This is a genomic window from Mycobacterium shunyiense (assembly GCF_058270035.1).
Genome location: NZ_JBZDPT010000040.1, coordinates 313,066 through 332,597, shown reverse-complemented (window position 1 = coordinate 332,597; position 19,532 = coordinate 313,066). Strand labels below are relative to the sequence as shown.

General features: G+C 67.2%; 19 protein-coding genes. 8 read left to right on the top strand and 11 right to left on the bottom strand.

The window, feature by feature from the left end; genetic code table 11:
• Positions 1 to 9: 9 nt before the first annotated feature.
• Positions 10 to 1,140, top strand: coding sequence for a homoserine O-acetyltransferase MetX (gene metX, locus AC4ELS_RS22915; RefSeq protein WP_064880167.1), 1,131 nt, complete (start codon positions 10 to 12; stop codon positions 1,138 to 1,140).
• Entirely contained in the window at positions 1,137 to 1,862 is a 726-nt protein-coding gene (locus tag AC4ELS_RS22910) for a class I SAM-dependent methyltransferase (RefSeq protein WP_064880169.1), read from the top strand. The genes metX and AC4ELS_RS22910 overlap by 4 nt, the downstream gene beginning before the upstream one ends.
• Before the next feature lie 11 nt (positions 1,863 to 1,873).
• Here AC4ELS_RS22910 and AC4ELS_RS22905 read toward each other — a convergent pair whose 3' ends face one another.
• Entirely contained in the window at positions 1,874 to 2,377 is a 504-nt protein-coding gene (locus AC4ELS_RS22905; protein WP_064880191.1) for a winged helix-turn-helix transcriptional regulator, read from the bottom strand.
• 82 nt (positions 2,378 to 2,459) lie between these two features.
• Here AC4ELS_RS22905 and AC4ELS_RS22900 point away from each other — a divergent pair, with 82 nt between their 5' ends.
• The gene (locus AC4ELS_RS22900; RefSeq protein ID WP_498885285.1) at positions 2,460 to 2,879 is read left to right on the top strand and encodes a nuclear transport factor 2 family protein; all 420 of its coding nucleotides are present in this window, start codon (positions 2,460 to 2,462) and stop codon (positions 2,877 to 2,879) included.
• Here the strand turns inward: AC4ELS_RS22900 and AC4ELS_RS22895 are convergent.
• Positions 2,869 to 4,416: an FAD-dependent monooxygenase gene (locus AC4ELS_RS22895; protein ID WP_064880170.1), complete on the bottom strand. Its 1,548-nt coding sequence runs from the start codon at positions 4,414 to 4,416 to the stop codon at positions 2,869 to 2,871. The genes AC4ELS_RS22900 and AC4ELS_RS22895 overlap by 11 nt on opposite strands.
• Positions 4,413 to 5,036: a TetR/AcrR family transcriptional regulator gene (locus AC4ELS_RS22890; protein WP_498885288.1), complete on the bottom strand. Its 624-nt coding sequence runs from the start codon at positions 5,034 to 5,036 to the stop codon at positions 4,413 to 4,415. Before AC4ELS_RS22890 ends, AC4ELS_RS22895 begins: the two co-directional genes overlap by 4 nt.
• Before the next feature lie 105 nt (positions 5,037 to 5,141).
• Between AC4ELS_RS22890 and AC4ELS_RS22885 the strand changes: the two genes are divergently transcribed.
• Positions 5,142 to 5,486 (top strand): type II toxin-antitoxin system Phd/YefM family antitoxin, encoded by a 345-nt coding sequence (locus AC4ELS_RS22885; protein WP_064880174.1) that lies wholly within the window; start codon positions 5,142 to 5,144, stop codon positions 5,484 to 5,486.
• 9 nt (positions 5,487 to 5,495) lie between these two features.
• On the top strand, positions 5,496 to 6,119 hold the full coding sequence (locus AC4ELS_RS22880; protein ID WP_499049419.1) for an ATPase: 624 nt from the start codon (positions 5,496 to 5,498) through the stop codon (positions 6,117 to 6,119).
• Positions 6,120 to 6,193: 74 nt separating this feature from the next.
• Here the strand turns inward: AC4ELS_RS22880 and AC4ELS_RS22875 are convergent, their stop codons facing one another.
• On the bottom strand, positions 6,194 to 6,487 hold the full coding sequence (locus tag AC4ELS_RS22875; protein ID WP_055109665.1) for a DUF3017 domain-containing protein: 294 nt from the start codon (positions 6,485 to 6,487) through the stop codon (positions 6,194 to 6,196).
• A complete protein-coding gene (locus AC4ELS_RS22870) occupies positions 6,484 to 7,335 on the bottom strand; it encodes a bifunctional methylenetetrahydrofolate dehydrogenase/methenyltetrahydrofolate cyclohydrolase (protein WP_064880194.1) in 852 nt (283 codons plus the stop codon). The genes AC4ELS_RS22875 and AC4ELS_RS22870 overlap by 4 nt, the downstream gene beginning before the upstream one ends.
• A 37-nt stretch (positions 7,336 to 7,372) precedes the next feature.
• Here AC4ELS_RS22870 and AC4ELS_RS22865 point away from each other — a divergent pair, with 37 nt between their 5' ends.
• Together AC4ELS_RS22865 and AC4ELS_RS22860 are read left to right on the top strand one after the other, a co-directional pair.
• Positions 7,373 to 8,596 (top strand): NADH:flavin oxidoreductase, encoded by a 1,224-nt coding sequence (locus AC4ELS_RS22865; RefSeq protein WP_064960809.1) that lies wholly within the window; start codon positions 7,373 to 7,375, stop codon positions 8,594 to 8,596.
• Between the two features lie 23 nt (positions 8,597 to 8,619).
• Entirely contained in the window at positions 8,620 to 9,504 is an 885-nt protein-coding gene (locus AC4ELS_RS22860; protein ID WP_064880195.1) for a hypothetical protein, read from the top strand.
• Here AC4ELS_RS22860 and AC4ELS_RS22855 read toward each other — a convergent pair.
• Entirely contained in the window at positions 9,501 to 11,261 is a 1,761-nt protein-coding gene (locus AC4ELS_RS22855) for a BamB-related PQQ repeat family beta-propellar protein (protein WP_499049417.1), read from the bottom strand. The genes AC4ELS_RS22860 and AC4ELS_RS22855 overlap by 4 nt on opposite strands.
• A gap of 76 nt (positions 11,262 to 11,337) precedes the next feature.
• Here AC4ELS_RS22855 and AC4ELS_RS22850 point away from each other — a divergent pair, with 76 nt between their 5' ends.
• On the top strand, positions 11,338 to 13,995 hold the full coding sequence (locus AC4ELS_RS22850; RefSeq protein WP_499049415.1) for an FHA domain-containing protein: 2,658 nt from the start codon (positions 11,338 to 11,340) through the stop codon (positions 13,993 to 13,995).
• Positions 13,996 to 14,281: 286 nt separating this feature from the next.
• Here the strand turns inward: AC4ELS_RS22850 and AC4ELS_RS22845 are convergent, their stop codons facing one another.
• Genes AC4ELS_RS22845 through AC4ELS_RS22825 form a run of 5 tightly spaced genes read right to left on the bottom strand, consistent with a single transcriptional unit; the run spans position 14,282 to position 19,229 of the window.
• Positions 14,282 to 14,845, bottom strand: a complete 564-nt coding sequence (locus tag AC4ELS_RS22845; protein ID WP_499049413.1) for a pentapeptide repeat-containing protein — start codon at positions 14,843 to 14,845, stop codon at positions 14,282 to 14,284.
• A 3-nt stretch (positions 14,846 to 14,848) separates the two neighbouring features.
• Positions 14,849 to 15,460, bottom strand: coding sequence for a GTP-binding protein (locus AC4ELS_RS22840; RefSeq protein ID WP_003882325.1), 612 nt, complete (start codon positions 15,458 to 15,460; stop codon positions 14,849 to 14,851).
• On the bottom strand, positions 15,441 to 15,806 hold the full coding sequence (locus AC4ELS_RS22835; protein ID WP_082448780.1) for a DUF742 domain-containing protein: 366 nt from the start codon (positions 15,804 to 15,806) through the stop codon (positions 15,441 to 15,443). The genes AC4ELS_RS22840 and AC4ELS_RS22835 overlap by 20 nt, the downstream gene beginning before the upstream one ends.
• Before the next feature lie 34 nt (positions 15,807 to 15,840).
• Positions 15,841 to 16,248 (bottom strand): roadblock/LC7 domain-containing protein, encoded by a 408-nt coding sequence (locus tag AC4ELS_RS22830; RefSeq protein WP_019346515.1) that lies wholly within the window; start codon positions 16,246 to 16,248, stop codon positions 15,841 to 15,843.
• Positions 16,245 to 19,229 (bottom strand): HAMP domain-containing sensor histidine kinase, encoded by a 2,985-nt coding sequence (locus tag AC4ELS_RS22825; protein WP_499049411.1) that lies wholly within the window; start codon positions 19,227 to 19,229, stop codon positions 16,245 to 16,247. Before AC4ELS_RS22825 ends, AC4ELS_RS22830 begins: the two co-directional genes overlap by 4 nt.
• Positions 19,230 to 19,532: the final 303 nt, after the last annotated feature.

The following is a 19,532-nucleotide window of genomic DNA, read 5'->3' as shown; positions in this document are numbered from 1 at the left end:
AAGACCGGCATGACGATCACCGAAGAACCCGCCGTGTCCACCGTCCCGTTGCCCGCCGAAGGCGAGATCAGCGTGGTGCACATCGGTGCCCTGACGCTGGAGAACGGCACTGTCCTGCCCGACGTGTCGATCGCCGTGCAGCGCTGGGGCAAGCTGTCCCCCGCACGCGACAACGTGGTGATGGTGCTGCACGCGCTGACCGGCGACTCCCATGTCACCGGACCGGCCGGCGACGGCCATCCGACCGCGGGTTGGTGGGACGGGGTGGCCGGACCGGGCGCCCCGATCGATACCGACCAGTGGTGCGCGATCTCGACCAACGTGCTCGGCGGCTGCCAGGGCTCGACCGGACCGGGTTCCCTTGCCCCCGACGGAAAGCCATGGGGCTCACGGTTTCCCCAGATCACAATCCGCGACCAGGTCGAGGCCGACCGGGCTGCACTGGCCGCCCTCGGTATCACCGAGGTCGCCGCGGTGGTCGGCGGGTCGATGGGCGGCGCCCGAGCGCTGGAATGGCTCGTCGGGCACCCCGACGAGGTTCGGGCCGGGTTGGTACTGGCCGTCGGGGCCCGTGCGACCGCCGACCAGATCGGCACCCAGAGCACCCAGGTGGCCGCGATCAAGGCCGATCCGGACTGGCAGGGCGGTGATTACTACGACACCGGCCGGTCACCGTCGGCCGGAATGGAGATCGCCCGGCGCTTCGCGCACCTGACCTATCGCGGTGAAGAGGAACTCGACGACCGCTTCGGAAACGACGCCCAGGGCGACGAGGACCCGACCGACGGCGGGCGTTACGGGGTGCAGAGCTACCTCGAGTACCAGGGCGGCAAACTGGCCCGCCGATTCGACCCTGGCACCTATGTGACTCTCTCGGATGCGCTGTCCACCCACGATGTGGGCCGCGGACGCGGCGGAGTCGCCAGCGCACTGCGTAGCTGTCCGGTGCCCGTCATCGTCGGCGGGATCACCTCCGACCGGCTCTACCCCATCCGGCTGCAACAGGAACTGGCCGAGTTGCTGCCGGGCTGCAACGGCCTCGACGTGGTCGACTCAGCGTTCGGCCACGACGGCTTCCTGGTCGAGACGGAGGTGGTGGGTAAATTGATCCGCCGCACACTGGAGCTGGCACAGCGGTGAGTTCACCCAAGGCGCGTTCCCTGTCCTTCGGCTCAGAGGCCGCCGCCTACGAACGCGGCCGGCCGTCGTATCCGCCGGAGGCGATCGACTGGCTGCTACCCGAGGGTGCCCACGACGTGCTGGATCTGGGCGCAGGTACCGGCAAGCTGACCACCCGGCTCGTCGAGCGCGGGCTGGACGTCATCGCCGTCGACCCCATTCCGGAAATGCTTGAGCTGCTGACGAACTCATTGCCGGACACCCCGGCACTGCTCGGTACCGCCGAGGAGATTCCACTGGCCGACAACAGCGTCGACGCGGTGCTGGTGGCCCAGGCGTGGCACTGGTTCGACCCGGAGCGGGCGGTCAAGGAGGTCAGCCGGGTGCTGCGCCCGGGCGGTCGACTAGGTCTGGTGTGGAACACCCGCGACGAGCGGTCGGGCTGGGTCAAGGATCTGGGCCGCATCATCGGGCCCGAACATGATCCCAACAGCGAGGTGGCACTGGGTGAACCGTTCGGCGCGATCGAACGTCACCAGGTGGAGTGGACGAGTTATCTGACGCCCCAGGCACTCATCGATCTGGTGGCCTCGCGCAGCTACTGCATCACCTCACCGGAGCGGGTGCGCACCCAGACACTGGAGCAGGTCCGCGAACTGCTGTCCACCCACCCGGCGCTGGCCCATTCGTCGGGCCTGGCGCTGCCCTACGTCACCGTGTGTATCGGAGCCACGCTCGACTGAGGTCGACCGAGCTAGGCGTCGCGGCCCCCGATGAACTCGCCGATGACGGCGGTGCCCGGGCCGGGCCGCGCACCTGGACCGGCCGTGGCGGTGGTGGTGTCTGCGCTGAGTTCTCCGCCACACTGGGCGCATACCGTCTTCGCTGTTGTGACACAACCACATTCGTCGTGAACAAGTACGGCCGGCGGTCCATCCGACCCGGCCAGCCACTTGTCCCCCCACGCCACCAGCGTTGCGATCACCGGGTAGAGATCGCGGCCTTTGTCGGTGAGCAGGTACTCGTACCGCGGTGGCGCGCTCTGATACTGCCGTCGTTCCACGACTCCGTGGCCTTCGAGTTCGTCGAGACGCGCGGCCAGGATGTTCGACGCGATACCGAGGTCGCGGCGGATGTCCTCGAACCGCGTCAACCCCGCGAACAGGTCACGCAAGATCAACGGAGTCCAGCGTTGCCCGACCACGTCGACCGCGCGCGCAATCGAGCACGCGATATCGCCGAAGGACTGTTTGGGCACACCCGAACCGTAGTCCATTGCGAATTGCAATGAACAGAGATTAGGGTGGGTTGCAATTCGCAAGTGACTGAAGGATGGGGCGATGACAACGACGACAGACTCGGTCAACGCGTTCTGCGAGGCCACCCGTACCAACGACATCGACCGGGCGATGGCCACGCTGGCCCCGGACGCGGAACTCATCTCGCCGTTGTCCGGCCGGATGGTGTTCCGCGGACACGACGATCTCCGCTCGCTGCTCACCGGGGTGTACGGAGGCCTGGGGCAGCTGTCATGGCAGGAACCGATCGGCGAGGGACCGATTCGCGTGGCGGTCAGCGAAGGCAGGGTCGCAGGCGTCACCATCACCGACGCGCTGGTGCTCGAACTCGACGACAACGGCCAGATTCGGCGACTGCGCCCGCACCTGCGGCCGTGGCTCGCGACCACGGTCTTCGCACTCCTGCTCGGACCGAAGATCGCCCGCCACCCCGCCGTCTTGCGCCGCGCCCTCAGGCGCTGAGCGCATCCAGTTCCGCTTCCGGCCCGAACCAACGCTGCAGCGCACCACGTAGCCGGTCCTGGTCGGTTTCGGCGAGTTCGTCTGCCGCCCAGGCGACATAGCCGTCAGGCCGGATCAGCAGAAACGCAGCGGGCCGGTCTTGTGCGGTCGCCACCGTCACGTCCAGCCGGTCGCGCCAGCCCTCGATCACGTCGGCGCAATCGCCGCCGGACAGGTCGAGCAACAACGGCCTCCCCGACTGCAGCAGCTCGGCGATACGGCGCCCGTCATCCAGGACGAAATCAGGCACGAAGTATCCGGACAGCCGGTGCTCGTCATCGACGTCGTACCGGACGTCCGAGCCGGCCAGGACCCCGGCGATGTGCGCCGCGCCGTCCGGCGTCGCCAGGAGTTCGCCGAAAAGCTGTCGCAGCGCGGTGACTTCGGGCCCCGAGGCCATCAGGGCGGCCTGGGACATCGAGTGCATCATCACCCGCTGCCCGGCCGGCCAGCGCTCGCTGTGATAGCTGTCCAGCAGGCCGTCAGGTGCCCGGCCCTGCACTGTGGCGGCCAGTTTCCAGCCGAGGTTCATCGCATCCTGCAGTCCCAGGTTCAGACCAGGGCCGCCCATCGCCGAATGCACGTGGGCGGCGTCTCCCACCAGGAAGACGTTGCCGGCGCGGTACCGCTCCGCCTGACGGGTGTTCTGGCCGTTGATCCGTCGCAGAGCATGCGGTCCCGGCCCGTCTGGGGGTTCGATCGGCAGATCGGCACCGACCACTCGCCTCGCGCTCGCGCGCAACTCGTCGATCGTCAGCTCCGGTGCATCCTCGGGCAGCACGGAGCCGTACTCGATGGTCCCCAGCATCGACCGCCCCTCCTGGAACTCGGCGTAGATCAGCACACCATTGTCGAAGCGATTGTGTCCGAACGGGATTCGTCCAACTCCAGGGATGTTCAGTTGGCCGTAGCCCGCGCGCAACTCATCCGGCAGGCTGATGTGGGCCACTCTCGCGACCATCTCGGTGGTCAGCCCGGGGAATTCGATGCCGGCCTTCTTCCTGACCGGACTGCGGCCCCCGTCGGCGCCGACGAGATAGGTGGTCGACAGCCGGTAGTTCCCCGCGGGTGCGGCGACCTCCAAGGTGACGCCGTCGGATTCGTGCCGGAGATCGACGAGCTCATGCCCCCACCGGATCTCGACCCCCAGCCCCTGTACCCACTCCACGAGTTGGCGCACGACCTTGGGCTGCTGAATCAGCATGCCGTACATCGGATTGTCGATGACATCGGCGAACGGCACCTGCATGCCCGCGAAGATGTAGCCCCCCATCGGCTCCGGAGCATCGTCCGTTCCGCTGAGCGTCCGGTACAGGCCCCGCAGGTCGAGCACGCGGTTGGCCTGCCCGACAATGCCGTTCGCCTTGAGCTCCTCACTAGGCTCAGGCAGCTGCTCCAACACCACCGGCCGCACACCGGCCAGCGCCAACTCACCGGCCACCAGCAGACCGTTGGGTCCGGCACCGGAGACGACGACGTCCACCTTGTTCTCGTTCATGAGTTCCCTCCTGGTTCCGGCAGGCCCGCGGCCACCGCCGCGAACCCTCTACGCAGTAGTGATGTGAAAGACACTGGCGGATCGGCGATCCCGTACTCGTCCATCGCGACATCGCCGACGGCACGCACCACGGCGGCCACCAGCCGCGGGTACATGTCACGTTCCGGGTCGGTGCCGGTCCGCTCGGCGATTGCCGCCACCCACTCGTCGGACATCCCCCGGAAGGTCGCATCGCGAATCTCCGGGATCATCAGCAGTTTTCGGACCTCGGCCAACTGCTGACGCGTCGGCAGCGCGTTCTCCACACCGTAGACGTCGGACATGTCGGCGTCCACCGGATTAACCACCGATTCGGTGATGGCGGTCCACAACGGTTCATCGGCCGGGCGCGAGCGCAACAGGTCGATACTGCGCCGCAAGCGCTCCTGCTGCCGGTAGGCCAGCGCGTCGAACTTGCCGGCGAAGTAGTTGGTGAAGGTGCGCAGCGAGACCCCGGCCAGATTGGCGATGTCTTCGCGGGTGACATTCTCGAGGCCCCGCTCGAACGCCAGCGTCAGCGCCGCATCACTCAGCGCCCGTCGCGTGTCGAGCTTCTTGCGTTCCCGCAGTCCCGGTTCCATGCCACCACGGTAGGCGAATTATTGCCTACTGGGCAAGATTGCCTACTGGGCATTTCCTGTGAGTATCAGGGTGGCTGAAATAGCCAAAATGGCTAAAATGGCCATATGACAACTCTGACTTTCCGCAACCGCGCCGGCGAGCTCGTCGACGTACCGTCCGTCGCGGCTACCCGGTTCAAGAACGAGTTCGCCGCGATCGTCGAACAGGCTGCCCTCGGCGGCGCCGTCACGATCACCAAACACAACGCCCCCAAGGCAGTGCTCGTGTCCTACGCCGAGTTCGAAGCGCTCACCCGCGCCAACGCCCCGGCCCTCGACGAGCTGACCGAGGAATTCGACACCCTGCTGGAACGCATGCAGACGCCCGAATCCAAGACAGCCATGGCTGCTGCATTCGACGCAACACCCGAACAGCTGGGCGCCGCGGCGCAATCGGCACAACGAGGCTGAGCCCCTCAGGTGCCTTGCATCTACGTCCTTGCCGGGGTCAACGGCGCCGGCAAGAGCAGCATCGGCGGTGCCACCATCCGCTCGTTCGGAGGCGACTACTTCAACCCCGACGAAGCCGCTCGCCAGCTGATGGCCGCCAATCCCGAGCTCGACCAGACCCGGGCGAACAGCCTGGCCTGGCATCAGGGCAAGCGGCTACTGGAACGCGCCATCGCCGAAAAGCTCGACCTGGCCATCGAATCCACCCTCGCCGGCAGCACCATCCCCCGACTGTTGACTGAAGCCATCGCCGCGGGATTCGAGGTGCGGATCTGGTACGTCGGGCTGGCCTCCCCCGAGCTGCACATCGAGCGGGTCCGGCACCGGGTGGGCGCCGGCGGTCATGACATCCCGGAATCGTCGATCCGGCGCCGGTGGCGGCACAGCAGGCAGAACCTCGTGCAGTTACTCCCGGTGGTCACCGAACTCCGCGTCTACGACAACTCCGCGGACGCCGATCCGGCCGGTGAGCACGCGCCACTGCCGGTCCTGGTGCTACATGTGGCCCGCGGCGAGATCGTCGGTCCGGCCGATCTGTCGAACACGCTGGAGTGGGCCAAGCCGATCGTGGCGGCCGCGCTGAAATTGAGTTGATCCGCGCCGAAAGGCCAGTTATGACACGGACTTTCGTCAGTTCAGTGCAATAACTGGCCACTCGGTCGAGAGAATTACGAGGTGCCGAGCGGGTCGATGGTCCACGCGATGTAGAGCACGATGGCACTCACCGTCGCGGTGGTCGTGAAGTCGATGGTCCGCGAACGCACCACCAGAAGTCCGGCCCGGTCATCGGTCAGGGCCAGCCGGAGCGCTGCGGCCGCGCCCACGCCGATCCCGATGACCAGCGCGCCGCGGCGCCAATAGCCCGCCACCACCAAGGCGAAGGCCGCGATGAAGATCAGCCCGACCACGAGGATCGGCCACTGGCCGGCGAACACCTTGCGGACGAACTCGTTCACTGTCACGCCAGTTTCGACTCTTCGGCCTCGACGACGTTGGTCAGCAGGAACGCCCGCGTCAGGGGCCCCACCCCGCCCGGGTTGGGTGACACGTGCCCGGCCACGTCCCAGACGTCGGGCGCGACGTCACCGGTGAGCTTGCCGTCCACCCGGCTCACACCGACGTCGACGACGGCGGCACCGGGCTTGACCATGTCGGCGGTCACCATGTGCGGCACCCCGACCGCGGCGATGATGATGTCGGCCTGCCGCGTCAGAGCGGGCAGATCGCGGGTACCCGTGTGGCACAGCGTGACCGTCGCGTTCTCCGAGCGCCGGGTGAGCAACAGGCCCATCGGCCGGCCGACCGTCACCCCGCGCCCGATCACCACGACATGCGCTCCGGCGATCGGCACGTCGAACCGCCGCAGCAGGTGCACGATGCCGCGAGGCGTGCAGGGAAGAGCCGCTTCCTTGCCCAGCACGAGCCGGCCCAGGTTGGTCGGATGCAGACCGTCGGCGTCCTTGGCCGGATCGATGCGCTCCAACGCGGCGTTCTCGTCCAGATGCTTCGGCAGCGGAAGCTGCACGATGTAGCCCGTGCACTCCGGGTTGGCGTTGAGCTCGTCGATGGTCTCGTCGAGCTGCGCCTGGGTGATGTCGGCAGGCAGGTCGCGGCGGATCGAGTTGATCCCGACCTTGGCGCAGTCGGCATGCTTGCCGCGCACGTAAGCCTGCGAACCGGGGTCGTCACCGACCAACACGGTCCCGAGCCCGGGCGTCCGGCCCGCTTCGGTCAATTTCGCGACGCGCTGCTTGAGATCAACGAAGATCTCGTCGCGCGTCGCCTTACCGTCCAACACAATGGAACCCACGGGTGCCATTGTGTCAGCCGCGTGGCAGGCTCAGCATATGAACACCCAGCCCAATGTGTTCACTGACGTATTCAGTGAGGCCAAACTCGGCCCGGTGACGCTGCGCAACCGCATCATCAAGGCCGCCACCTTCGAAGCATCCACACCCAATGCGCTGGTCACCGATGATTTGATCAACTATCACCGCCTGCCCGCGGCCGGCGGCGTCGGCATGACCACCGTCGCGTACTGCGCGGTCTCCCCCGGCGGCCGCACCGACGGCTGGCAGATCTGGATGCGGCCCGAGGCCGTGCCCGGACTCACCAAACTCACCGAGACCATCCACGCCGAGGGCGCGGCCATCAGTGCCCAGATCGGCCACGCCGGGCCGGTCGCCAACTCGCGCACCAACAAGGCCAAGGCGCTGGCGCCGGTGCGGTTCTTCAACCCGCTGTCGATGCGGTTCGCCAAGAAGGCCTCGATCGAGGACATCCGCGATGTCACCGAAGCACATGCCAATGCCGCACGGCTGGCCATCGACGCCGGATTCGACGCGGTCGAGGTCCACCTCGGCCACAACTATCTGGCCAGCTCGTTCCTGTCCCCCCTGATCAACCGACGCACCGACGAGTTCGGCGGTTCACTGGAGAACCGGGCGAAGGTGGCCCGCGGTGTGGTGCGCGCGGTGCGCGACGCCGTCGACAAGCACGGCGACAGGAAGATCGCCGTCATCGCCAAGCTCAACATGAGCGACGGCATCCGCGGCGGTATCCCGATCGACGAGTCGCTGCAGACCGCGAAGTGGCTCGAGGAGGACGGCGGACTGGACGCCATCGAGCTCACCGCAGGTAGCTCGCTGGTCAACCCGATGTACCTGTTCCGCGGCGGCGCTCCGGTCAAGGAGTTCGCGGCCAACTTCAAGCCACCGATCAGCTGGGGCATCCGGATGAGCGGCAACAAGTTCTTCCGCGAATACCCGTACCACGAGGCGTATCTGATGCGCGACGCCGAGAAGTTCCGCGCCGAGCTGACCATGCCCATCATCCTGCTGGGCGGCATCACCAACCGGGAGACCATGGACCGGGCGATGGCGGCGGGTTTCGACTTTGTCGCGATGGGCCGCGCACTACTCGCCGAGCCCGATCTGCTCAACCGGATCAAGGCAGAGGACGAAAAGGGTTCGGTCAAATCGCTTTGCACGCACTGCAACGAGTGCATGCCGACGATCTACAGCCATACCCATTGCGTGGTGACGGGAGCCCCGGACACACTCGTGAAGTGAGCACAGACGCCGTCAGCGACACCATGGTGACCTACCGCTACGTGCGGGTCGGCCTGGTGGCGCTGGTGGTGTTCCTGTTGACCTCGCTGGCATTGACCTGGGCACACACCTGCCCGCAGGGGTCGATCAGCGCGTTCTTCTACACCCGCACCCACGCGGTGTTCCTGGCGTCCCTGTGCGCCATCGGCATCTGCCTGATCGCCTACAAGGGCAGCCGGGTGGGTGAGGACGCACTGCTCAATTACTCCGGTTTCATGGCCTTCATCGTGGCGCTGGTACCGACCGGCCCCGGCGACGACCTGTGTCAGCCATGGCTTCCCAGCGTGGCCGACCCCTTCGGCGGCGTCGCCAACAATGTCGCCGCGTTGTTCGTGGCCGTCGCCGTCGGCACCGGGATGTATCTGGCGCTGGACCGCTGGCGGCGCCCGCAAGTGCCGCCCGTGCCGTCCGAACCGTCCTGTGCCGAGGCCGCCACCCTGTGGAAGACCGTTGCCACTGCGCTGCTTCGGGTCGAAAAGTGGCTCCCGACAGCGCTGTTGGCCATCGCGATCGCCGGCGCCCCGCTGATGCTGTGGGACTGGTTCGCCGAGCATGCACACGTCATTGCCGCGGTGGCGATGTTCTTGGCCATCACGCTCGTGGCGGTCTACCACGCGTGCTACGCGCGGGCCGCGGTGCGACAGCACCTGGCCCGGTTCTACGCGACCATCGCCGCGCTCATGCTCGTCACCGTCGTGGCCGGCGTCGTGTTGCTGATCCTGGGATGGCATTTCGGCGTGATCACCGTCGAACTCATCCTCATCGTGCTTTTCGCGGTGTTCTGGGCGGTGCAGACCTGGGACGTCTGGGACGCCCAGGACCGCTACCCGGCAGAAGCCGTGCCGGCCCTGGCCACTACGCCGGCTTAGCCGCTGTACCCGTCGATCTGCAGCGTCTTCCCCTCGCTCCGCAACACCAACACCGCACCCGGGGACGGGACGAAGCCCTCCACCGATTGAGCTGGCACCGTTGCGGTCTCAGCGCAGGTCTTCGAGTCGAAGGTGCGCAGTGATCCCGCGGCGCCCCGGTCGGCGAGGACCAGGGTGTCGGGGAACGCCACGTAGGCAGGTTGATCGACCCGCCGACTCGGCACCGTCGAGCGAGCCGGCTCGAGGCCGTCGGGAAGCTGGCACCGTTGACGACCGTCAGCACCGAACAGGGTCAGCCGGGTAGCCCGATCGTCGAGATACCACACCACGAAATCATCACCGGGACCATAGGACTCGGCCAGACGCTCATCCGCAGGCAACGGGCTGACAGTGCGGTGAACGATATCGGCATACCTGACATCCGCGGGTGTTCCGGATCCCAGAATGGAAATGAAGACTCCGATGCCGTTGGCCGGCCGGTCCGACAATCTCAGATAGCGCTGCTCGAGCGGCGCCTTCGGGTCGATCTTTCGCTCCGTCAGCAATGTGTCCCAACCGATTTGGCCGGTCTCGGGATCGAGCACGCTCAACCAGACCTTGCCGTCCTCACATTGAACTGCGGACACCACGCCGGAGGCGGCCACCACGGGTTCGACCATTCCGCATCCGGGATGCGGAGCGGGCACGCTCCACAACGCGCGGCCGGTCCGGCCGTCGTACCGGGACCAGATGCGCTCGTCGTTCCACGCCACGATGAACGGCCCGGTCGCGGCGCGAAAACGTCCGCGGGCCGCCGTGGTCAGGGCGTCATCGCCACTGGTCCACAGTTGCTCACCGGTGATTGCATCCAGACCGACCAGGCCACCATCGATGAACGCCAACACCGTGGCGCCGTCGTCGACCACCCGCATCCCATTGACGCCGATCTCCGCCGGCCCGGTACGGGCGTAGTGCCACCGCTCCTTGCCGTCGGAACCGTAGGCCGTGATGCGGCCGTTCTGATACACGACGAAACCGGCTCCGGCCGAATCGATGTCGTATAACGACACGTGTTTGTCGCCGAACGCGTCAGGCAACGACACGGTGAACGTCCGCTTCCCCAACGCGGCGGGAATCGCGGGCACATCGGTAGCTGCCGCCGTCGACGCGTCGACGAAGCGCCCGTCGTCACCGGCGCGTGAGGCGCCGACGGTCACCACCGCGGCAACCACGACGGCGATCGCTGCGCCGACCGCCAGCAACTTCACCGAGCCGCGTTCCAACCGCGGGAACGCTCGCGCGGCCAGGAACGTCGCCGCCGCACCGGCCAGGCACAACCACCACGACGCCGCACCGAGAGGCAACGCCGCGGTGACCGGGGCGCTGTCCATCACCCGGCGGTAGAACGCCGGGATGCCCTGACTGACGTAAGCGATGACCAGTAATGCCGCCACACCCGCGGCGCCGGCCGGGGTGGCCGCCAGATCACGGTCGGTGCGTCCGCGCCAGACGCTGTAGGCCATCGCCGCGATCAGCACCACCACGATCATGGTCACCACCAGCGCCATCCGATTCGGCAACGCGTCGCCCCAGCGGTGCAGGTTGAGCGTGTACCAGGCGCTTTCACCTGCACTGCGCGGCGCAACCAGCCGCGCCCAGGCGCTCAGCGCCAAGGCCCACACCAACCACACCGCCGCCGCACCGGCCAGCACAATGCCCACCTGCCGCAGCGCGCCGAGCACCCGGACGGCCACCTTCTGCGCCCCTTCAGAACCCATGCGTGCCATCGTCACACGCCGCCACACCCCCGCAACGGCCCAGCCCCGGTGAGAACAACAGATAGAGTTGAGCGCGATGAGCCCTGCGCTGACCGTTCGTTACGACGGGTCGACCCGTACCTTTGCCCCGGGCAACGATGTCGTCATCGGCCGAGACCTCCGCGCCGACGTCCGCATCGCCCACCCGCTGATCTCGCGTGCCCACCTGGTGCTGCGCTTCGACCAAGGCCGATGGGTCGCGATCGACAACGGCAGCCTCAACGGCATGTACGCCAACGGCCGCCGGGTGCCCACGCTCGACATCCATGACGGCCAGGTCGTCAACATCGGCAACCCGGACGGACCACAGCTGACCTTCGAGGTCGGCCGGGTCCAGGAGGGGTCCGTCGGCCGCACGCCGACAGCGGCAGTACCGATCGCGAACCGGCCGAGCGGCGCCTGGCCCACCCAGGCCGCGCCCGGCCGACAGCAGTACGGCCAGCCGCCCGCCGCCCAGCGCCCCGGCTTCTCGTCGGGCCCACAACCTCGCTACCCGACGCCACCCACCGGGTATTCCAGCGGCCCACAGGGCGGTTACCCGAGCGGGCCGCAATCCGGCTACCCGAGTGGCCCGCAGACCGGCCACCCCAGCGGTCCACAGGCCTATCAGCCCCCTCCCGTTCGCAACTCGAACCCGGGCGCGGCGCCGACGACGATGGGGCCGGCCGCCAGCGTCCGCGGCAGCAGTGAGTCCGGCGGCAACATCGCGACCAGCATGCTCAAGATCCTGCGCCCCGGACGCCCCAGCCCGGCCCCGGCAGGCGCGGTGAAGATCGGCCGCGAAACCGACAACGACATCGTCATCCCCGATGTGCTGGCCTCGCGGCATCACGCCACGTTGATCCCGATGACCGGCGGCACCGCGATCCGCGACGAACGCAGCATCAACGGCACGTTCGTCAACGGCGCCCGCGTGGACTCCGCGATCCTGCATGACGGCGACGTGGTCACCATCGGCAACGTCGACCTGGTGTTCTCCGGCGGCACCCTGGTGCGCCGCAGCGAGACCGAGGCCGACACCCGTACCGGGGGGCTCGAGGTCCGGGCCCTGACCTGGACGATCGAGGGCAACAAGACGCTGCTCGAGAACATCTCGCTCGACGCACGACCCGGCATGCTGACCGCCGTCATCGGCCCGTCAGGTGCGGGCAAGTCGACGTTCGCCCGCCAGGTCGCCGGCCTGACCCATCCGACCAGCGGCACGGTCACGTTCGAGGGCCACGACGTCCACGCCGAGTACGCCTCGCTGCGATCCCGAATCGGCATGGTGCCTCAGGACGACGTCGTGCACGGCCAGCTCACCGTCCGGCAGGCACTCATGTACGCCGCCGAACTGCGACTCCCGCCGGACACCACCAAAGCCGACCGTGAACAGGTCGTCATGCAGGTGCTCGAAGAACTCGAGATGACCAAACATCTCGACACTCGGGTCGAGAAGCTGTCCGGCGGGCAGCGCAAACGCGCCTCGGTTGCCCTGGAACTGTTGACCGGTCCGTCGCTGCTGATCCTCGACGAACCGACGTCGGGACTGGACCCGGCGCTGGACCGCCAGGTCATGACGATGCTGCGTCAGCTCGCCGACGCCGGCCGCGTCGTGCTCGTCATCACCCACTCCCTGACGTATCTGGACGTGTGCGATCAGGTGCTGCTGCTGGCGCCCGGTGGGAAGACCGCATTCTGCGGGCCACCCGACCAGATCGGCGAGGAACTCGGCACCACCAACTGGGCCGACATCTTCAGCACCGTCGCGGGCGACCCTGAAGGAGCCAAGCAGCGGTACCTCGCCAAGCACGGCCCTCCGCCGCCGAAACCGCCCGCCGAGAAACCGGAGAGCCTCGGCGAGCCGACGCACACCAGCCTGTTCCGCCAGCTGTCCACGATCGCCCGACGACAAGTCCGGCTGATCGTGTCCGACCGCGGCTACACCGCGTTCCTGTTGATGCTGCCGTTCATCATGGGTGTGCTGTCGTTGTCGGTGCCCGGTGATGTCGGGTTCGGTCTGCCGGTGCCGGCCGTCCAAGGCGGTGAAGCGCCCAACGAACCGGGCCAGATCCTGGTGATGCTCAACGTCGGCGCAATCTTCATGGGCACCGCGCTGACCATCCGGGCACTGATCGGTGAGCAGGCGATCTTCCGGCGTGAACAGGCCGTCGGCCTGTCGACGACGGCGTACCTGATGGCCAAGATCGCAGTCTTCGCGGTGTTCGCGGTCATCCAGTCCGCCATCGTCACGGTGATCACGATCCTCGGAAAGGGCTGGGGCCCTGGCGCCGTCGACAGAGGTGCGTTCCTCGGCGGCCGCAACCTCGAATTGTTCATCGACATCTCGATGACGTGTGTGGCCTCGGCGATGGTCGGGCTCGCGCTTTCGGCACTCGCCCGTTCAGCGGAACAGATCATGCCGCTGCTGGTGGTGACGGTGATGAGCCAGCTGGTGTTCTCCGGCGGCATGATCCCGGTGACCGACCGGGTCGTGCTGGATCAGTTGTCCTGGATCACCCCGGCGCGCTGGGGCTTCGCAGCCTCGGCATCGACCATCGACCTGACCCGCCTGGTGCCGCCACCGCTGCTGCCCGCCGACTCGCACTGGAAGCACACCCCGTCGGTGTGGCTGATCAACATCGGCATCCTCGTGCTGATCTGCATCGTCTACACCGGGTTCGTCCGCTGGCGGATCCGGCTGAAATCGGCCTGACGCGCTTCGGTCCCCCGACCCGCTGGGTGCGGCGCTGTCTGCCCCGCTGCTGCTAACCCGCTGGTTCCCCATTGTCACGCTGGAGTGGCGCTCGGCATCGGGTGCCACTCTGGCGTGACAAAGCGGTGTCGGAGCGTGCCGGGGCGTCACTCTGGCGTGACGCTCGGCGCCGAGAGCCACTCTGGCGTGACAAAGCGGGGCGCGACAAAGCGGGGCGTGACAAAGCGGGGCGCGACAAAGCGCGGGCGCGACGCGCCAATGGTTGCGCGCCAACAGCGCGGAAAGGTCAGCCGCCGTGGACGTCGAGGCCGTGGGCAGCGGAGTAGGCCAGCGCCTGGGAGATGTCGATCTTGGCGCCGCGCAGCTTCGCAGTGGTCCAGAAGGTGGGGTCGACGCGGGCACCACGCAGATCGGCCTCATCGAGCTTGGCGTCCTGCACGCGTGCGCCGGTCAGGTCCGCCTGCCGTAGCACCGCCTCGCGCAGGTCCACACCGACCAGACTGGCCTCCCGCAAGCGGCAGTCCGACAGGTCGACGTTGCGCAGATCGCAGCCGCCCAGCACGGCCAGCGTCAGGTCCGATTCCACGATCTTGATCGGCCGCAGCCGGCACTCGGTGAACACCGAACCCAGCAGGCTGCAGTTGGTGAACTCGCTGTGCCACAGCGTGGCGCGGCGGAACGTGCAGTTGCGGAACGCCGAGCCGAAATGTTGCGACTCGGACATGTCGACACCGCTGAAATCGCACTCGGTGAACACCACCCGCTCGGTGCGCAACCGGCTCAGATCTTCCTCGCGGAAGTCGTGACCTGTGAATTCCCTATCCGCCCAGGCGGTTTCGTCAGCTACCACGCCTCAGCCGGGCAACGCCGACATCGTCGTCAACGAGTACTCGGTGACCGCGATCAGCGCAGCCTTGGCCGAGTTGCGGTCACGGGCGTCCACGGCGACCACCGGGATGTGCTCCGGCAGTGCCAGAGCCTTGCGGACTGCCTGGGTGGGATGCTTTGGCGCGTCGTCGAACTCGTTCACCGCGACGATGAACGGCAGCTTGCGGGCCTCGAAGAAGTCGACCGCCGCGAAGCTGTCCTGCAGGCGCCGCACGTCGACCAGGATGATCGCCCCGATCGCGCCGCGCACCAGGTCGTCCCACATGAACCAGAACCGTCGCTGGCCGGGGGTGCCGAACAGGTAGAGCACCAGATCCTCGTCCAGCGTGATGCGGCCGAAGTCCATGGCGACCGTCGTGGTGCGCTTGTCCGGGGTGCCGTCCAGGGCGTCGACGCCCTCAGACACGTTGGTGACCAACGCTTCTGTGCGCAGCGGCATGATCTCGGAGACCGCACCGACGAATGTCGTCTTCCCTGCCCCGAACCCGCCAGAAATGACGATCTTCGTCGAGGCGGCCCCACGTCGGGGGGCGCCGCCGCCGGAGGCCGAGCGGGGTTCAGAGTGCTCGTAGGCCACGCAGGGTCCTTCCAATCAATTCGCGGCGTTCGTCGAAGCTAGCCGAATCATCAAGGGTGGCTTCCACCCGTAGATAACCCTGCGTCACCAAGTCCCCGATCAGCACGCGCGCCACGCCGAGCGGGAGAGATAAATGAGCGGCAATCTCGGCAACCGATGGACTGCCGGTGCACAACTCTACGATCTGTGCGCGCACATCGTGCCCAGTCCAGCGCGGTTCACGTGTCGTGTCGGTTTTTTGTATCGGCGCTTCCAGCGGAAGGTGCACGCGCGAGTCGGTGCGGCCGGCCGTCAGCGTGTACGGCCGCACCAGACTCGGACGGTCAGTAGTTTCCGGTTCGTCCACAGGCACCTCGCGAAGGGCAGAAGGGGTCGGGGACTCAGGACGGCTGCGGTGTACGGCGCGAAGACTGCACCACCGCGCCGACCCGTTCGACCAGAATCGCCATCTCGTAGCCGACCTGCCCGATGTCACACGACGGGGCGGTCAGGGTAGCCAGGTTGGAGCCGTCGCCCACCCGCATGAGCAGCAGGTAGCCGTTCTCCATCTCGACCACCGACTGCATCACGTGACCGCCGTTGAACAACTGGGAGGCACCGGTGGCCAGGCTCGCCAGGCCGGAGGAGACCGCGGCGAGCTGGTCGGCCCGCTCGACCGGCATGTGTTCGCTGGCAGCCATCAGCAGTCCGTCGGCCGAAACCAGCACCGCGTGGGACACCCCGGATACCTCGCGGGCGAACTTGGACACGAGCCAGTCCAGGGAGTCGCGCTGCGTCGGACGGGTCATTCGTTATCGGTTCCTCTGGTCTCACGGGCATGCGATCGTCCGGCGTGCACGCCTCCGAAAAGGTTGCTGGTGCTCGTACGGACAGCCTCGGGGTCACGCGGTTTGAACGCCGCGAACATGCCGCTGTCAGGTTCGTCTGCCGATGCTACCGCCTCGAAGCCGTCGTCGGTGCGGTGTACTCCACCGTTGCGGTGACGACCGTTGGACTCGCCGGCCACCCCGACCGCGGCGGCGACGCCACCCGGCACCAGCCGGGCGCCCGGCGTACGCATGGGCAGGCCTTCCTCGGTGTGCTCCTCGACGGGCGCGTCCTGCGCCGCGGCAGCCACCGACCAGCCCTTCTCCCAGACGGTCTTCCAGTCCAGGTCGGCGCTGCGCACGTGCGTCGTCGGGTCGATCTCGAATTCCGAGACCATCGACTGATAGATCGAGTCGCCCTCGACCTCTGCGCTTTCGGACTGGGGCGCTTCGACGGGTTCTTCCGGTCCCTCGCCGGGATCCGGTATGTGCACACCGTTGACCCCGTTGAGGTCGCTGTGGCCGTTGAGGTCGCCGTGGCCATTCAGACCGTTGACACCATTGAGACCGTTGACGCCGTTCGTGGCGGCTTGGCCGCGCGAGGCGAAGAACGACGACGTGTTGGTGGGTGACAGACGTCCGGGCTCCGCGTCTTCGTCGGCCGCGGTGTCGGCCCCTGTGTCCGCGGCTGTGTCCGAAGCCGGCTCCGCCGCTGCGCCGATTTGGCCCTTGGCCAGGGCCGCACTCTCTTCGGTGTGCACCGGCCACTGCTGCGGCCACTCGCTGACCGGTTCGTCCTCGGACTCCTCAGCCGGTTCCTCGGCCTCGGGTTCCGGTTGGGGGGCCAGCGTGCCCGGTAGTTCCGAGATACCGCTGGCTCCCGGACTGCGCTGAGGCAGCAGGTCGAACGGAACATCGGCACCGTTGACATGAGGCTCGTCGAGACCGGAGCCGAACATAGAGGTGTCGGCGGGATCGGCGTCCAACGACAACGCCGTGGCGATCCCGGCATGGGCATCGACGGGCATGCCATAGGGCAGCTCGTCGACGGCGTCGCCGCCGTCGCGAGCCAACAGCGTCGCCGGAACGTACACCCCCGCCGTCGTGCCCGAGCTCGGTTCCTCGGCGACGGTGCTGCGCAGCCGCACCACCAGACCGTGCTGGGTGGCCAGTCGTCCGACCACGAACAGACCCATGTGGCGTGCGGTGTAGGGGTTGACCTCGCCGCCGGACTGCAGACGGGTGTTGGCGACCCGCAGGTCGGCCTCGGTCATGCCGAGGCCGACGTCGCTGACCTCGATCACCAACGCACCCTTGGCGGCGTGCACGGCCGACACCCGCACCTGCGAGATCGGCGGCGAATAGCGCAGCGCATTGTCGAGCAGCTCGGCCAGCATGTGGATCAAGTCGCCGGCTACGGCACCGGCAATCTCGACGTCGGCCACCGAAGCGGTGACGACGCGCGTGTAGTCCTCCACCTCCGAGGCCGCGGCGTTGATCACCGTCGCCAGCGGGACCGGGCGGCTGTGTTCGCGGGCCAGCTTGGATCCGGACAGCACCAACAGGTTGGCGCCGTTTCGGCGCATGCGGGCAGCCAGGTGGTCGAGCCGGAACAGGCTCTCCAAGCGCTCCGGGTTGTCCTCGTTGCGTTCCAGCTGATCGATGAGCGTCAACTGCTGATCGACCAGTGAGCGGCTGCGCCGCGACAACGTCTCGAACATGTCGGAGACCTGCAACTGCAGCTGCGCCTGCTCGCCGGCGAGGAACACCGCCTGCTCGTGCAGCTCATCGACGGCGTGGGCCACCTGGCCGACCTCCTCGGTGGTCTGCACCGGGATCGGGGTGACCGGAACCAGCTCGCCGCCGGCGCGGACCCGTTCGATCTCCTTGGCCAGATCCTGATGGGCCACCCGTAGGGCGCTGTCCCGAAGGGTCCGCAGCGGACGCACCAGCGAGCGGGCCACCAGCAAAACGATGACCATCGCGCTGACGATGGCGGTCGCAACCAGGATCGCGTCGCGGATCGCGTCGTTGCGGGCGTCGTTGGCCTGGGCCTCGACCGCGGCCGGAATCGCCGAGGTGGTGTTCTCGATGATCTGCCCGGCGATCTTGTCGGTGGCCTGCAGCGAGGCCAGCATGTCCGGGTTACCGACCAGCGGAATGCCCGGGTTGGACATCATCGCCATGCGCTTGACCATCTCGGCGCGAAGTGTGGCCGCCTCCTCGGAGCCACCTCCGAGGACCTTGGTCAGTGCCGCGACCGTGGACGGTTCGGTACCGGCCATCGTGATCATCGAGGTACGCAGCAAGGGTTCCGGCTCGGCACCGCCCGCAGTGACCAGCATCTGCTGGATGGCCATCTGCCCGCGCGCGCCGACCGCCCGGGCCAGCGCCTCGACCTGAGCTTGAAGCGACTGCTGGTTGCTGTGCACCGAACCGGTGATGGCAGCTTCCCCAGTCAGCAGCAGCGGGCCGTAGTTGAGGATGCGCTGACGGAGGTCGATCGAATTCGACATCACGGCATCGACGAGTTCCGGCCCCTTGGTGAGCAGACTGCCCACCGCCTGGCCGACGTCTTCGGCCACCTCGGTTGCTTCCAGACGTTGCTGCAGGTCCAATTTCCGGTCATTGAAAGTGGACATCGCGGCCTGCCCATCGCCACCCTCGGTAGCTGCGATGAGCACACCCTCCATGGCGGCCATGTAGTCGTCGATACCGGGAATCAATTCGGCCCGGTCGGCGGCCAACCGGAGATCTCCGGCAGCGCTGGCACTGGCATAGATGCGCAAGCCACCGAACGTCGCGGCCAGGATCAGCGGCACGAGGACGATGGCAAGGACTTTCCGGCTGACCGGCCAGTTGGCCGGAGACCAGCGCGAAGGGCGCTTGGCCGGAGCCGATGGTGCTGGGGAGAATTCGACGAGGGTGCCGTCAGCCTGTTTCAGCTGCGTAAAGGCAGTCATCGGCGCCCAACCGCACTACCGGCTGCGTGGCCGCAATTTACTCGTGGGGCGTGATTCATAAGACTTCCTGCTGTTTCCGCCCACGCGGGGGCGGGCGTCAAACGCCTTGGCAATTGCACGAGTATGACAGCAGCTCGCGAGCGTTTCCACAATTCTTACTGAACAGACAGAGTTCGTGACCGAGCTGTAGCGGAGTTGTGTGGTAATCGAGCAAACAGCGATGTGCTTGCCCAAACACCTGCCGATTTCCCGCTCCGATTCGCAGGCTGATTCACGCCTGGAATTGCATCCCGATTCGTCACC

Bases quoted from the DNA above. Each gene is read 5' to 3' on its own strand.
- AC4ELS_RS22860 (WP_064880195.1), top strand. From the start codon at position 8,620: ATGGTGACCTACCGCTACGTGCGGGTCGGCCTGGTGGCGCTGGTGGTG.
- AC4ELS_RS22885 (WP_064880174.1), top strand. From the start codon at position 5,142: ATGACAACTCTGACTTTCCGCAACCGCGCCGGCGAGCTCGTCGACGTA.
- AC4ELS_RS22855 (WP_499049417.1), bottom strand. From the start codon at position 11,261: ATGGGTTCTGAAGGGGCGCAGAAGGTGGCCGTCCGGGTGCTCGGCGCG.
- AC4ELS_RS22850 (WP_499049415.1), top strand. From the start codon at position 11,338: ATGAGCCCTGCGCTGACCGTTCGTTACGACGGGTCGACCCGTACCTTT.
- AC4ELS_RS22830 (WP_019346515.1), bottom strand. From the start codon at position 16,248: ATGACCCGTCCGACGCAGCGCGACTCCCTGGACTGGCTCGTGTCCAAG.
- AC4ELS_RS22890 (WP_498885288.1), bottom strand. From the start codon at position 5,036: ATGGAACCGGGACTGCGGGAACGCAAGAAGCTCGACACGCGACGGGCG.
- AC4ELS_RS22825 (WP_499049411.1), bottom strand. From the start codon at position 19,229: ATGACTGCCTTTACGCAGCTGAAACAGGCTGACGGCACCCTCGTCGAA.
- AC4ELS_RS22900 (WP_498885285.1), top strand. From the start codon at position 2,460: ATGACAACGACGACAGACTCGGTCAACGCGTTCTGCGAGGCCACCCGT.
- AC4ELS_RS22895 (WP_064880170.1), bottom strand. From the start codon at position 4,416: ATGAACGAGAACAAGGTGGACGTCGTCGTCTCCGGTGCCGGACCCAAC.
- AC4ELS_RS22865 (WP_064960809.1), top strand. From the start codon at position 7,373: ATGAACACCCAGCCCAATGTGTTCACTGACGTATTCAGTGAGGCCAAA.
- metX (WP_064880167.1), top strand. From the start codon at position 10: ATGACGATCACCGAAGAACCCGCCGTGTCCACCGTCCCGTTGCCCGCC.